At 74.4% G+C, this 13,481-nt stretch carries 10 protein-coding genes; 3 read left to right on the forward strand and 7 right to left on the reverse strand.

Going from position 1 to position 13,481, the window contains the following annotated elements; all coding sequences use genetic code 11:
* Positions 1-73: 73 nt before the first annotated feature.
* The 6 genes from ACGH2B_RS26985 to ACGH2B_RS27010 form a co-directional block, all read right to left on the reverse strand.
* The gene (locus ACGH2B_RS26985; protein WP_399095161.1) at positions 74-2,584 is read right to left on the reverse strand and encodes a xanthine dehydrogenase family protein molybdopterin-binding subunit; all 2,511 of its coding nucleotides are present in this window, start codon (positions 2,582-2,584) and stop codon (positions 74-76) included.
* On the reverse strand, positions 2,581-3,423 hold the full coding sequence (locus ACGH2B_RS26990) for an FAD binding domain-containing protein (protein WP_399095164.1): 843 nt from the start codon (positions 3,421-3,423) through the stop codon (positions 2,581-2,583). The genes ACGH2B_RS26985 and ACGH2B_RS26990 overlap by 4 nt, the downstream gene beginning before the upstream one ends.
* Before the next feature lie 752 nt (positions 3,424-4,175).
* Complete coding sequence (locus tag ACGH2B_RS26995; protein WP_399095167.1) at positions 4,176-5,354, reverse strand: NAD(P)/FAD-dependent oxidoreductase; 1,179 nt, start codon at positions 5,352-5,354, stop codon at positions 4,176-4,178.
* A gap of 28 nt (positions 5,355-5,382) precedes the next feature.
* Positions 5,383-6,171 carry an amino acid ABC transporter ATP-binding protein gene (locus tag ACGH2B_RS27000; RefSeq protein ID WP_399095170.1) on the reverse strand — a complete coding sequence of 263 codons (789 nt, stop codon included), beginning with the start codon at positions 6,169-6,171 and terminating at the stop codon, positions 5,383-5,385.
* Positions 6,168-7,106 (reverse strand): amino acid ABC transporter permease, encoded by a 939-nt coding sequence (locus ACGH2B_RS27005; protein WP_399095173.1) that lies wholly within the window; start codon positions 7,104-7,106, stop codon positions 6,168-6,170. The genes ACGH2B_RS27000 and ACGH2B_RS27005 overlap by 4 nt, the downstream gene beginning before the upstream one ends.
* Entirely contained in the window at positions 7,103-8,029 is a 927-nt protein-coding gene (locus ACGH2B_RS27010) for an ABC transporter substrate-binding protein (protein ID WP_399095176.1), read from the reverse strand. Before ACGH2B_RS27010 ends, ACGH2B_RS27005 begins: the two co-directional genes overlap by 4 nt.
* A 267-nt stretch (positions 8,030-8,296) precedes the next feature.
* On the opposite strand from ACGH2B_RS27010, the gene ACGH2B_RS27015 reads away from it, so the two are divergent.
* The 3 genes from ACGH2B_RS27015 to ACGH2B_RS27025 are packed head-to-tail and all read left to right on the forward strand — an operon-like array spanning position 8,297 to position 11,998.
* On the forward strand, positions 8,297-9,235 hold the full coding sequence (locus ACGH2B_RS27015; RefSeq protein ID WP_399095179.1) for a LysR family transcriptional regulator: 939 nt from the start codon (positions 8,297-8,299) through the stop codon (positions 9,233-9,235).
* 49 nt (positions 9,236-9,284) lie between these two features.
* The gene (locus ACGH2B_RS27020) at positions 9,285-9,707 is read left to right on the forward strand and encodes a hypothetical protein (RefSeq protein ID WP_399095182.1); all 423 of its coding nucleotides are present in this window, start codon (positions 9,285-9,287) and stop codon (positions 9,705-9,707) included.
* Between the two features lie 5 nt (positions 9,708-9,712).
* A complete protein-coding gene (locus ACGH2B_RS27025; protein ID WP_399095185.1) occupies positions 9,713-11,998 on the forward strand; it encodes a tetratricopeptide repeat protein in 2,286 nt (761 codons plus the stop codon).
* Positions 11,999-12,017: 19 nt separating this feature from the next.
* Here the strand turns inward: ACGH2B_RS27025 and ACGH2B_RS27030 are convergent, their stop codons facing one another.
* The gene (locus ACGH2B_RS27030; protein WP_399095188.1) at positions 12,018-13,184 is read right to left on the reverse strand and encodes an NAD(P)/FAD-dependent oxidoreductase; all 1,167 of its coding nucleotides are present in this window, start codon (positions 13,182-13,184) and stop codon (positions 12,018-12,020) included.
* Positions 13,185-13,481: the final 297 nt, after the last annotated feature.

Here is a 13,481-nt window from a genome sequence, read left to right on the forward strand (position 1 = left end):
GGCAGGTCGGGCGGATGGTCGCTCACGGCGGGGCTCCTGGGTCGGTCGGCGGCGGTCCGGGGCGCGGCGCGGGTCAGCCGCCGTGCAGGGCGCGGTGCACCGCCCGGGGGGTGACGGGCAGGGTGTCGAGTTCGGTGCCGGTGGCGCGCAGCGCGTCGTTGACGGCGTTGAGGACGGCGGCGGGCGCGCCGATCGTGCCGCCCTCGCCGACGCCCTTGGCGCCCGTCGCGTTGGTCGGACACGGCGTTTCCAGGTGGAGGAGGGTGATGTCGGGGATTTCCCGGGCGGTGGGCACCTTGTAGTCGCCGAATCCGGTCGCCGACGGCTCGCCCCGCTCGTCGTAGGTGATCCGCTCGAACAGCGCGCCCGCGATGCCCTGGGCGATGCCGCCGCGGCACTGCCCCTCGACGACCCGCGGGTTGATCGCCACGCCGCAGTCCTCGACGCAGACGTACCGCAGCAGCGTGACGCCGCCGGTGCCTTCGTCGATTTCGGCGACGACGCCGTGGGTGGCGTTGGAGAACGTCCCGTCGTGGTGGACGTCGAACGACGCCGTCGCGGTCAGCCCCGGCGCCGTGCCCGCGGGCAGCAGATCGGCCCGGAAGTGCGCGAGCGCGGCGAGTTCGGCGTACGGGAGCGCGGTGTCCGGGGCGGCGCGGAGCCGCACCGTGCCGTGGTGCAGCTCCGTCTCCTCCCAGGGGACGTCCCAGCGCGCCGCCGCCAGCCGCCGCAGTTTCTCCCCGAGCCGCTCGGCGGCGAGCCGTACCGCGCTGCCACCGATCGTCACCGACCGGCTGGCGAACGTCCCCCAGCCGTACGGCACCCGGTCCGTGTCGCCCTGGTGGAGCTTGACCCGCGCGAGGCCCACCCCGAGGGTGTCGGCGGCGATCTGCGCCAGCGTCGTCTCATGGCTCTGGCCGTGGCTCATCGTGCCGGTGGTGACGCTCACCGCGCCGCCCGGATCCATCCGCACCTCGGCGAGGTCGTAGCCCGGGACCAGCTCCATCTTCCGCCGCGCGAACGCGGTGGAGCCGTAGCCGGTGCGCTCGTTGAAGCAGGCGTAGCCGATCCCCAGCCACCGCCCCTCGGCCGCCGCCGCGTCCCGCCGCTCGTACCAGCCCTCCGCGCGCAGCGTCCGCTCGCACAGATCCAGCGACTCACGGTACGAGCCGGGGTCGTAGGTGATGTTGTTGACGCCGGTGTACGGGAAGTCGGTGATGAGGTTGCGGCGGCGCAGCTCCACCGCGTCGGCGTCCAGTTCCCGGGCGGCGCGTTCGAAGAGCCGCTCCATCACCATCACGTACTGCGGGCGGCTGACGCCCCGGTACGGTGCGCTCGGCGCCTTGTTGGTGGCCACCGCCCGGCCGCGCACCCGGTAGGCGGGCACCCGGTAGACGCCCGGCAGCTCCGCCGCGGCCATCAGCGGTTCGATACCGGCGGTGAACGGATAGCAGGAGTACGCGCCCATGTCGCAGACGATGTCGGCGTCCAGGCCCAGGATGCGGCCGTCGGCGCCGAACGCGGCGCGGACGTCGTAGCGCTGCTCGCGGGCGAGGAACGACGCGGTCAGCGCGTCCTTGCGGTCCTCGGTCCACTTCACCGGGCGGCCGAGCCGCAGCGCCGCCGCGGCGGTCGCGATCTCCTCCCGCCCCACCACGCACTTCAGGCCGAAGCCGCCGCCCATGTCCGGGACGAGGACCCGCACCGCCCGCTCGTCGAGCCCCAGACAGCCCGCCGCGACCGTCCGCACCTGGTGCGGCACCTGGGTGCAGGTGCGCAGCACCAACTGCTCGGCCCGGTCGTCCCAGTGGGCGAGCGCGCCGCGGGTCTCCAGCGGCAGCGCGTTCTGCCGCCCGGTGCGCGCCTCGACCCGCACCACACGGTGGGCGGCGGCGAAGATCTCGTCGATGCCCTCGGTGGCGAACGGGGCGACGTCCACCAGGGTGTTGCGGGGCGCCGCGTCGTGCACCAGCGGCGCCCCGTCGGCCAGCGCCGCCGCCTCGCTCACCACCGGCCGCCACGCGTCGTAGCCGACGCGGGCGGCCTCCAGCCCGTCCTCGGCGGCGTACGCGTCCCGGGCCACGACGATCGCCAGCGGTTCGCCGACGTACCGCACACGGCGCCGCGCCAGCACCGGCATCGAGGTCTCGGCGAACTCCTCCGGCGGCCGGTCCAGCCGGGCGGTGATGTCCCCGAGCCCCAGATCGGCCGCGTCGAACGCGGCGACCACACCCGGCACCGCCCGCACCGCGTCCAGATCGAGCGCGGTGACCTCACCGTGCGCGACCGTCGAGCGGACGAACTGGGCGTACAGCACCCCCGGTTCGGTGAGGTCGTCCACGAACCGGCCACGCCCGGTCAGCAGCCGGGGGTCTTCCTTCCGCGGCACCGAGCGGCCGATCAGCGGCGCGCGCTCCTCGCCGGGCGGGGGGCCGGGGTGCCCGGCGGCGGAGGGGCGGTGGGTGCCGCCGTGGCCGCGGCCGTCCGTCCCCCGGCCGGTGGCGTCCGGCCGGCAGGCGTGCCCGCCGCGCCCCGCGCCCGTGTGCTCCCCGCCGCGCCGCTCCTCGGGTGTGCTCGCCGTCATCGTGCGTCCGCCTCCTCACAGGCCCGCCGCACCAGCGTGCGGATCAGGTGCCGCCGGTACGTACCGTCGTCCCCGGGACCGTCGTCCGGGAGGGCGGTGGCCGCCGCCTCGGCGCAGTCGGCGAAGGTGCCGCCGTCCGCGAGCACCCGCTCCGCCCCGGTGGCCCGCAGCGGCACCGGTCCGACGCCGCCGAGCGCCACCCGCCCGCCGCGCACCGTCCCGCCGTCCTTCTCCAGGACGACGGCGGCGGAGGCGAGCGCGAAGTCCCCGTGCCGCTCGGCGAACTCGGTGACCGCGGCGTACGGAGCCGGGCGCGGGAAGACGATCTCGACGAGGAGTTCGTCCGGCTCCAGGGCGGTGGTGTAGGGGCCGAGGAAGAAGTCCGCGGCGGCGATCCGGCGCGTCCCGCCGGGTCCGAGGACATGCAGTTCGGCGTCGAGGACCACCGCGAGCAGGCACCATTCGGCGGTCGCGTCGGCGTGCGCGAGGCTGCCGCCCGCCGTGCCCCGGGTACGGATCGGCAGATGCCCGATCCACCGCATCGTCTCCCGCACCACCGCGAAACCGGCGCCGAGGACGGAGTCCGGCGCCCGCTCGACGGCGTGATGGGTGGTCAGCGCCCCGACGCGCAGCGCCCCGCCGTCGTGCGCGAGACGGTCGAGCCCGCGTAAGGCGCCGATGTCGACGAGGTGCCGGGGCCGGGCGAGCCGGTACGCCATCATCGCCACCAGACTCTGGCCCCCGGCGAGCACCTTGGCGTCCTCACCCAGCTCGGCGAGGAGCCGCACCGCGCCGTCGGCGTCACGGGCCCGGTGGTAGCGGAACGCGGCGGGTTTCATCACTCACTCCAGTTCGTACGGCGACCGGCCCGCCGGGGAGTGCGTACGGCGATCGCCCGCCGGGACGGGGCGGTACGGAACACGGCCGGGGGAGCGGGTCCGGTGCGGGGAGGGACGGCGGCGTGCGGGGCGTACGGGACGGATGGCGCGGAGGGCCGGGGCCGCGCGGGCACCGGGACGGCGGCTGCTGTCGGACGGAAACACGCTGATCGGCGGTGATCCCGCGGGGGATGCGGGACCACCGCCGAGATAATCCGAACACGTACGATCGGGTGGTGGCAAGGGGGCACCCACCGCGTTCACCCGGAGGCCCGCCGACCCGGACCGTCCGGCGGAGCCGCCCGGAACGGGGCGCCGGGGCGGCCGGGGCGCCCGGGGCGCCGGGACGCGGCGCCGGTGACCGGCGCCCGTGACGTGGTCCGGCCGGCCCGCGCACCCAGGCTCCGGTCCGGCCTGCCCCGGCCCGCGCGGAGCCGTATGCCGTCGGCCCGCGTACCCAGGCCCGCGCACCCCGACCCGCGCACCCCGACCCGCGCACCCTGGCTCCGGTCCGCCCCGCCCCGTCCCGGCCCGCGCGGAGCCGTACGCCGTCGGCCCGCCTCGTACGGTTCCGTACGCCGTCGCCCTGGCCCGCACGGTTTCCGTACGCTCCCGGCCCGCACGCAGCACGGCGGCGCGAGGCGGGGCGGTCCGCACCGGGAGGGGCGCGGCCACCGGCCACCGGCCACCGGACACCGCACCGTCCGAGCGGTCTACGGACGTGCCGCGGTCCCCGGCCGGCCGCGCATCACCTGAAGGCTCTCGTCCCGTACGCCGGTCGCGGGCTCGCGTCCGGGGCGGTACGGCGCCAGTTCGGCCACCGGGGCGGCGGCGGTCAGCTCCCGGGCGGTCAGTTCGCCCAGCAGCGGGGCCAGCGTCACCCCGCTGTGCGTGACCACGTGGTACAGCCCCGGCGCGCCCGGTGCCTCGCCGACCAGCGGCAGTCCGTCGGCCGGTACCGGGCGGATCCCCCGGCGCACCGCGGTGGCCGCCGCGCCCCGCAGGGCGGGCAGCACCTCCTGGCCCAGCCGGTGCAACTCCGCCTCCAGGCCCGGGTCCTGGGCATCGCCCGGAGTGCCGTCCGGGGCGAGCCGGGCGTCCACCGGCCAGGAGATCGAGCACACCCGGTCGCCCGGCGCCGGACGCAGATCCACCCCCGGCGTCGCCAGGATCGCGCCCAGCCGCGCCTCGGGCACCGGCACGCTCTCGCCGACCAGCCCCGGGATCCGGGTCAGCGGCAGCGCCGCCCCGGCCAGCGCCGCGATCCGCCCGGCATCCGGACCGGCGCAGTTGACGACGTGGTCCGCCTCCCAGCGGCGGCCCTCGCTCTCCACACCCGTGATCCGGTCGCCGCGGCGCAGCAGCCCGGTGACGCGCAGCCCGTGGTGGACGGCCGCGCCGCGCCGCACCGCCCGGTCCAGCAGGGTGCGGACGAAGAGCGGCGCGTCGTACCACGCGGCATGGTCGTGCACCACCAGCTCCTCGGCCCGGCACGACGCCGGATCGACGCCCGGCGCCAGCTCCGCCAGCGCCTCCGGGCCCGTCGTCCGGCACGGATGGCCCCACTCCCGCAGCCGCCGCGCCCGCTCCTCGATCACCCGCCGCTCCTGCGCGGTGTGCCCCCACTGCACCAGCGGCACCGCATGCCGCCAGCGCGCCCCGGCACCGTCCTCCTCGCCCAGCGTCAGATGCGCCGCGGCGCTGCGGCGGTTCAACGCGTAGTAGGAGTACGGGGTCTTGAGGTGGGTGACGTCGATGGCGAAGGTGGCGCCGGACGTGCCGGATGCGGGGCCGCCCGCGTCGAGGACGGTGACCGCCACCCCGGCGCGCGTCAGATGGTGGGCGACGGACGCGCCGAGCACTCCGGCGCCGATGACTACTGCACGGGACATGATCTCTCCTGCCGAGGGCGGGCGCGGGTCACAGGACCTTGCGGAGGAAGGCGCGGGTACGGGCCTCGCGCGGGGAGGAAAGGACATCGGCGGGGCGGCCGGATTCGACGACGACGCCGTCGTCCATGAAGACCAGCGCGTCGCCGACCTCCCGGGCGAAGCCCATCTCATGGGTCACCACGACCATCGTCATACCGTCGTCGGCGAGGCCCCGCATCACCTCCAGCACCTCCCCGACCAGCTCCGGATCGAGCGCCGAGGTCGGCTCGTCGAAGAGCATCAGCCGCGGGCGCATGGCGAGCGCGCGGGCGATGGCGACGCGCTGCTGCTGGCCGCCGGAGAGCTGCGAGGGGTAGGTGCCGGCCTTGTCCGCCAGGCCGACCCGGGCCAGCAGTTCCCGGCCACGCTCCCGCGCCGCCGCCTTCGGCTCGCCGTTGACCAGGACCGGCGCCTCCGTGACGTTCTCCAACGCCGTCAGATGCGGGAAGAGATGGAACTTCTGGAAGACCATCCCGATGGCGCGCCGCTGCCGCGCGATCTCCTTCTCGCCCAGCTCGTGGAGGCGGCCGCCGCGCTCCGCGTAGCCCATCAGCTCATCGCCGACGTACAGCCGGCCCGCGTCGATCCGCTCCAGATGGTTGACGCAGCGCAGGAACGTCGACTTGCCGGAGCCCGACGGGCCCACCAGGCACATCACCTCGCCCGCCCGCACCGTCAGATCGATGCCCTTCAACACCTCGACGGAGCCGAAGCTCTTGCGTACGCCCTCGGCCCGTACCACATCAACTGCCTTCTGCTGTACGGGAGTTGAAGTCATGACCGGTCCTCCTCGGCGGTGGCGGCGGCCCCGCGGCGGGCGCGTGGCGCGGGGGCGGAGCGGTCCGCTCCCCGGCGGAAGCGGCGCTCCAGGTAGTGCTGGCCGACGTTGAGCACCGACGTCGCCACCAGGTACCAGACACACGCCACCGCGAGCAGCGGCACCTGCTGGAAGTTGCGGGAGTAGATGCCCTGGATCGACGTCAGCAGCTCCGGGACGGCGATGGCGAACACCAGCGAGGTGGTCTTCAGCATCGAGATGGCCTGGTTGCCGGTGGGCGGGATGATCATCCGCAGCGCCTGCGGCAGCACGATCCGCCGCAGCGTCTGCCGCCGCGTCAGCCCCAGCGCGTGCGCCGCCTCCGTCTGCCCCTCGTCCACCGACGCCAGCCCGGCGCGCACGATCTCCGCCATGTACGCCGCCTCGTGCAGGCCCAGGCCCAGCACCGCCGCCGTGAGCTGGGTGATGAGGTGGTTGGTGTCGACCTGGAAGAATGTCGGCCCCCACGGCACGCCGAGGCCGATGACCGGCACGATCGCCGACAGGAAGTACCAGAACAGCAACTGCACCAGGAGCGGCGTCCCGCGGAACACCCAGATGTACAGGGCGCTCAACCGCGCCAGTACCGGGTTCGGGGACATCCGCAGCACCGCGACCGCCACCCCGCCCACGATGCCGACGGCCATCGCGAGGACGGTCAGCATCAGCGTGGTCCGCAGCCCCTCCAGCACCACCGGCGCGAACAGGAACTCCCCGACCGTCGCCCACTGCATCCGCGGATTGGCCGCCCACCCCTGCACCAGGAACACCAGCAGGAAGAGGAGGACCGCCGAGGTCACCCACCGCCCGGGGTGCCGCTGCGGCACCGCCCGGATCCGCTCGTCCGGCGGGGTCTTCGCCGCGGGCCCGCCGCCCGCCCGCACCTGCTCGCTCATACCGCGCCCCCGTTCACCGTCGCCTGCCGGAGCGCACCCGACCGGACCTTCCACGCCGTGAGGATCTTCGTGTAACCGCCGTTGTCGATGACCTTCTGCAACGCCCGCCGCACCGCCGTGACCAGCGCCTTGTCCTCCTTGTCGACGAGAATCCCGTACGGCAGGAAGCGGTAGGGCTCGCCGGTCCTTCGCAGCCGCCCGCTGGATTGCGCCGCCTGGTACTCGACGGTCGGGGTGCCGCCGACGAACGCCTCGGCCCGGCCGGTCGACAGCGCCTGGAAACAGCCCACCGAATCGGGGAATACCAGCACCTCCGGCGCCCTCTCCCCGGCCGCAGCGCACTTCTTCTTCTGCGCCTCCAGGTCGTCCACCTGCGCGGTGCCCTGCTCCACCGCGACCTGCCTGCCGCACAGGTCCGTCAGCGCCGCGATGTCCTCCGCCCGCTGCTCGGGCACGAGGATCGAGCTGCTGGTGCGGAAGTAGTCGACGAAGGTGATCCGGCCGCGCCGCTCGGGCTTGTCCAGCATCGCCTGGATCGCCAGGTCGTAGCGGTGCGACTGCACCCCGCCGATGAGGCTGTCGAAACTCGCCTTGGCGAAGGTCACCTTGACCCCGAGGGTCTGCGCGATCGCCTGGATCAGATCCGGCTCCACCCCGACCAGCGTCCGGTTGTCCGTCCCCAGCGACACCAGCGGCGGATAGTCGTCGCCCGTCGCGACGGTCAGGGTGCCCGCCGCCCGGATCTTCTGCGGCAGCAACGCGTGCAGCGCCGGATCCTTCTTCTGCACCGGCGCCGCGGACCGGGTCGTCGGATCGGCGCCGCCGCAGGCCGCGGTGAGCGGCAGGAGCGCCGTGACGCAGAGACCGGCCACCGCCCGGTGCGTCCTGCCACGGGCCCGGGGGCCCGGGAGCGGTCTGTCCATGGAGTTGCCCTTCTGCCGGGTCGGCCACTGACCGCTCAATGTGCGGCAGCCCGCGGCCGCACACAAGATGAGGCAGGGTGAGCATCCATGGACATTCTGTTCAGCTCATCTGTCGCATCTCAACGGACGGAACAGGGGTGTGCGAACGGCATCACCCGGGGTAGAACCCGTGATCGCCGACGCGCACGGCAAAGCCCCGCCGCCCGCTCGCCCGGCCACGAGAACCACCCCTGGTGACCTCTCACCCCATGCTGTTAACGTCACCTGATGCTGACCCCCACGCAGCTCCAAGCGGTACGTGACGTCGTGGCGACGGGCTCGCTGCGCACCGCGGCGCGCCTCCTGGGGTACACCCCCTCCGCCGTCTCCCAGCAGATCTCCTCCGTCGAACGGGCCCTGGGCGTCCAGCTCTTCGAGCGGTCGCCGCGCAGTGTCCGGCCCACCGCCGCCGGGGTGCAGTTGGCCCGCCGCGCCGCCCGGCTGCTGGCCGAACTGGAGTCGGCCGAGGACGAGTTGCGCTCCTTCGCCGCCGCCGAACGCGGCCGGCTGCACCTGGGCAGCTTCTGGTCCGCGGGCTTCCGCCTCGTCCCCGACGTCCTCGCGGAATTCCTCCGCGACCGCCCGCAGGTCGATGTCCGCTACGAGGAGGGCGATCCGCGGACCACCGTCCCCGCCGTCTCCGAAGGCCGCCTCGATCTCGCGGTGATCTTCGAGTACGGCATGGTGCCGCACAACTGGCCCGATGACCTGGAAACCACCCTCCTCCTGGAGGAGCCCCTCTACGTCCTCGTCCCCACCGGCCACCGCCTCTCCCGCCGTAAACGCATCCGGGTCGGCGACCTCTCCGGCGAACGCTGGATCTGCTACCGCGAGGACACCGACGCCGCCCGCTCCCTGCTGCACATCTGCGCCGAGGGCGGCTTCCGCCCCGAGGTGCTGTTCCGCACCAACGACTACAACCTCCCCTTCGAACTGGTCCGCAAGGGCCTCGGCGTCGCCATCGTCCCCGAACTCGCGCTGCTCGCCTCCGACGAGGTCCACCTCATCCGGCTCGCCGGGCCCTCCCACGTCCGCCGCGTCTTCGCGGTCCGCCGCGCCGCCGACCCCAACCCCTTCCTGGACGGCGCGATCCGCACCCTGCGCACCGCCGCCGACGCCATCGACGCCGAACGCCGCACCCGCCCCGAGCCGCCCGTAGCCGTCTGATCACCCCGGTAGGCTGAACGTCCGAACGGTTCGACCCCGAGGGGGAGTTGTGGATCCGGAGATCGCGGCACTGGCGGGCAGTGCGGGCACGGCGCTGGTCGGCGCGTTGACGACGGACGCCTGGCACGGCGTACGCGACCGTTTTCTCGCACTGTGGCGGCGCGCCCGCCCCGAGCAGGAACCGGGCGTCGCCCGTGACCTCGACGACACCCGCGAGGAGCTGCTCGCCGCCCCCGAGGGCCCGGGCCGGGACACCGTCGCGGAGGGCAGCGGCACCGAATGGCAGAGCCGCCTGCGCCGCCTGCTCACCGCCCACCCCGAACTCGCCGCCGACCTGCGCGCCCTCGTCACCGACCTCACCCCGCCCGAAACACCCGCGCCCGGCGTCACCCAGCACGCCACCGCCTCCGGCAACGCCCGCGTCTACCAGGCGGGCCGGGACATGCGGATCGGGGGCGCGGACGGGGTATGAGCGGCATGAGCGAGGACAGGCCGTTCGCCGCCGCGTACGAACACGGCCGTATCTTCCAGTCGGAACGAGACATCCGGATCACCGAGCATCACCACCACGGGGCGGAGGCGGCGGCCGGGGCGAGTCCGGCGTCGGTGCGAGTGGCGCTCTCCGCCCCTTTGCGCACCGCGTTGCGCGACCGCGAGGAGCTGCGGGCCGAACTTCTGACGGCGGTGGCCACCGGCGGCGGGGTGCACGTCCTGCACGGCTTCGGCGGTTGCGGGAAGACAGCCGTGGCCCGCTGGCTGTTCGAGCAGGTCGTGCCGGAAACCGTGGGGCTCTGGGTGGACGCGTCCACCACGTCACAGCTTCGGGCAGGGATGTTGGCGGTGGCGGCCGACCGGGGCGCGTCCACCGAGGAGGTGCGGGCCGCGCAGGAGGGGCACCGGGCCGCAGCCGACCTGGTGTGGCAACAGCTGGACGCCTCACCGGACCCGTGGCTGCTGGTGATGGACAACGCGGACGACCCGCACCTGCTGCGCGGCGGCTGGCTGCGGACCTCCCGGCGCGGCACGGTTGTGGTGACGTCACGGCAGGCCACGGATCCGGTGTGGGCAGCGGCGGGCGCCCGGCTGCATCCGGTCGATGTGCTGCCCGTGGCGGAGGCGGCGCAGTTGCTGCACGACCTTGCGCCGGGACCGCATCATCACGAGGCGTCGATGCTTCTGGCCCGGCGGCTCGGCTGCCATCCACTGGCCTTGACGCTGGCGGGCGGCTTTCTCGCCCAGCAACTGCTGGAGAGCTGGTCCGTCGAGCAGTATCTGGAACGACTCGGTGCGGATCCCGTGGCGCTGCTGGACCGCGGAGCGGGCATCGGCAGCGGTGCCCGGGAGACATTGAGCCGGACCTGGCAGCTCTCGCTCGATGCGCTGGCCTCGCGCGGTCTGCCCGAGTCGGAGGTGGTCCTGCGGTTGCTGTCGTGCTGGGGGGACGCCCCGGTGCCGCTTTCCCTGCTGGCGCCGTCCGCGGTGCAGACGACACAGGTGCCGAAGCTCAGCCCGGAACGGATCGAAGCGGCCCTCCACGGATTGCTCTCGGCCTCCCTCGTGAGTCTGGTGGACATGCCGACCGGCGGCGGGGAGCGGCCCATCCGCTGTGTGACGGCGCACGGTCTGCTGCTCGAAACGGTCGCCTCGGGCATGCCGGGGGAGCTGCGGACCGAGCTGTCCGCCGCGGCGGCTCACCTGGTGAACCGGGCCGCCTCCGACGACGCGGTGACGGACGCCGCGAGGCGTCTGGCCGAGCCGCATCTGCTGACACTCCTGCACCGCGACGACACCTCCGGCCTTGTGCGGGACACGGCCCGCAGGGTCAGGAACCGCTATGACGCCGCCGGACGCTGGGCGGATGCGTTGCCGTTCGCCGAGGGAATCGTACGGGCGTGGCGCGGTGCGGCGGACGCCACATCGGCCGCGGTCGCCGACGCCATTGCTCTGGGCAAGGTCATCAGTCAGAACGGTGATTTCGCCGGCGCGGAGCCCATTCTGGAGGAGGCACTGCGCGCGGCGACCGCACAGGAGGCTCAGGCGCCGCTGCTGGTGGGAGACGGCTGCATCCAGCTGGCGGGGGTCTACGGGAGGCGCGGACGCTATACGGAGGCACTGGACCTCGCGCGCCGGGCGCACGGGATCAGAGAGCGCCTGTTGGGTCCCACGCACGCGGAAACCGCGGAAACCCTCTTCGTGCAGGTCGACAACCACTGCATGAACGGCGACCTGGACATCACGCTCCGGCTGGCCGACAGGGTCAGGGAGGTCGTCCCGCATCTGCAGGGCGAGCGGAGCGAGGAGATCGCCTGCCGTTCCTTGCTGATGTGTGCCTGGGCGATGCGCGAGGTCCTCTCGGATACTTCCTCGCCGGCGGTGACCGAGCCCCTGCCCTCCTGGGACGACGTGAGCGAACAGGCGCAGGCGGCGCTGGAGGCATGCAGAGCCCATTTCGGCCCGGGCCACCCGATGACCACCTCGGCCCGGACCACCTTCGCGCAGGTGTCCTGGCACCGCGGTGACAAGGAACTCGCGGTCGCCGAGGCACGGGAGGTCGCCCGCACCCGGTCCGAGGAATGGGGTGAGGAACACCCCTTCACCATGGAGGCGACCGCCATGCTGGCTCGCATGCTGGCTTCGACGGGATTACGGGAGGAGGCCATGGGCCTGGCGGACCGCGCACACGCCGGAGCGGTGCGCATCCTCGGTGCCGACCACCGCATCACCCGGTTGTGCGCCGAAGCCCGGGCGGCGGCGTCCGCATGAGCGACGCCTGCCCCCCGCCTCACCCCACCCCCTCCGCCGCCCGCCCCACCTCCCGCCGCAGTCGCGCGAACGGTCGCGGGAGGTTGAGGGCGAGCGCGGCGGTGGGGCGGCCGTTCCGCTCGTAGACGGCGAGGAAGGAACGGTCGGCCGGGGAGCCCGCCACGACGCGCGGCAGGTCCCCGGGGGCCCGGCGTCCGGCGAACTGGAGCCGGACGCCGTACTGCTCCGACCAGAAGTACGGCACCGCCCGGCAGGTGGCCACGGTGCGGCCCGCGAGGAGATTGCGGGCGCACACCGCCGCCTGTTCGGTGGCGGCGCTCCAGTGCTCACCGCGCACCCCCGCCGCCCGCGCCACGTCCCCGGCGGCCACCACCCGCGGCAGCGGCGTCACCCCGCCCGCGTCGCAGCACACCCCGTCGTCGAGCGGCAGCCCGCTGCCGGCCAGCCAGCCGGTACGCGGGCGGACCCCGATGGCGACGACGACCACCTCGGCGGGGAGCAGCCGGCCGTCGGCCAGTGCGACCCCGGTGACGGTGTCCGCCGCGCCGTCCGCCCGCAGCCGCGCCACCCCGGTACCGGTCAGCAGCCGTACCCCGTGATCGGCGTGGAGCGCGGCACACACCCGGGCCATCGCCTCGCCCAACTGCGAGGCGAGGGGCAGCGGCGCGGCCTCCACCACCGTCACGTCGTGGCCGAGCGCGGCGCACGACGAGGCGGTCTCCGCGCCGAGGAACCCGCCGCCGATCACCACCACCCGCACCGGTGAGGCGCTCAGCGCGGCGCGCAGCGCCCGCGCGTCGTCGAGGGTGCGCAGGGTGTGCACCCCGCCGGGCACCGGCCCCGGCAGGGTGCGCGGCGCGGCGCCGGTGGCGAGGACGACGCCGTCGGTGCGGATCTCCTCCCCGGTGGCGAGCGTCACCGACCGCGCCCGCGGATCGAGGCGGACGGCCCGGGTACCGGTGCGCAGATCGAGGGCGAGCGCGGCGGTCTCCGCGTCGTCGGCGAGCGCGAGGGCGCCGGCGTCCGCCGCGCCGGTGAGGAACGCCTTCGACAACGGTGGCCGGTCGTACGGCCGGTGGGGCTCCTCGCCGAGCAGGACCAGCCGGCCCGCGTACCCCTCGGCGCGCAGCGCACGGGCGGCGCCGAGCCCCGCCAGTGACGCGCCGATGACCGTGACGGTGTGCATGGGCGTCCTCCTCGGAGCCGCGGCCTCGTCCGGGCCGGTGACGGGCGGCCGGGTGACGGCCGCCGCGCCTGTCCGGACGCGTGGAGGCGCACCGCCCGGCACCCGGACAACGTTTCGCGGTGCGCACGGCGGAGCGTTCCGCGCAACAGAGTCCCGGCGCGCCCACGGCCCGTCAAGCGCTTCCGCCGGACCCTCCGGCGATTCCCGGCCGCCCGCTCCCGGCCCCTTGACGGTGGAGCTGCGGCGTTCCCACTATGTCTCTCATCGCGCAACCGATCGTGTCCTGCGCAACACCGT

This window comes from Streptomyces sp. BBFR2, assembly GCF_044497305.1.
Lineage (GTDB): Bacteria > Actinomycetota > Actinomycetes > Streptomycetales > Streptomycetaceae > Streptomyces.

Coding starts and splice junctions, on each gene's coding strand:
- ACGH2B_RS27030 (WP_399095188.1), bottom strand. CDS start 13,184: ATGCACACCGTCACGGTCATCGGCGCGTCACTGGCGGGGCTCGGCGCC.
- ACGH2B_RS27015 (WP_399095179.1), top strand. CDS start 8,297: ATGCTGACCCCCACGCAGCTCCAAGCGGTACGTGACGTCGTGGCGACG.
- ACGH2B_RS26990 (WP_399095164.1), bottom strand. CDS start 3,423: ATGAAACCCGCCGCGTTCCGCTACCACCGGGCCCGTGACGCCGACGGC.
- ACGH2B_RS26995 (WP_399095167.1), bottom strand. CDS start 5,354: ATGTCCCGTGCAGTAGTCATCGGCGCCGGAGTGCTCGGCGCGTCCGTC.
- ACGH2B_RS27005 (WP_399095173.1), bottom strand. CDS start 7,106: ATGAGCGAGCAGGTGCGGGCGGGCGGCGGGCCCGCGGCGAAGACCCCG.
- ACGH2B_RS27010 (WP_399095176.1), bottom strand. CDS start 8,029: ATGGACAGACCGCTCCCGGGCCCCCGGGCCCGTGGCAGGACGCACCGG.
- ACGH2B_RS26985 (WP_399095161.1), bottom strand. CDS start 2,584: ATGACGGCGAGCACACCCGAGGAGCGGCGCGGCGGGGAGCACACGGGC.
- ACGH2B_RS27000 (WP_399095170.1), bottom strand. CDS start 6,171: ATGACTTCAACTCCCGTACAGCAGAAGGCAGTTGATGTGGTACGGGCC.
- ACGH2B_RS27025 (WP_399095185.1), top strand. CDS start 9,713: ATGAGCGAGGACAGGCCGTTCGCCGCCGCGTACGAACACGGCCGTATC.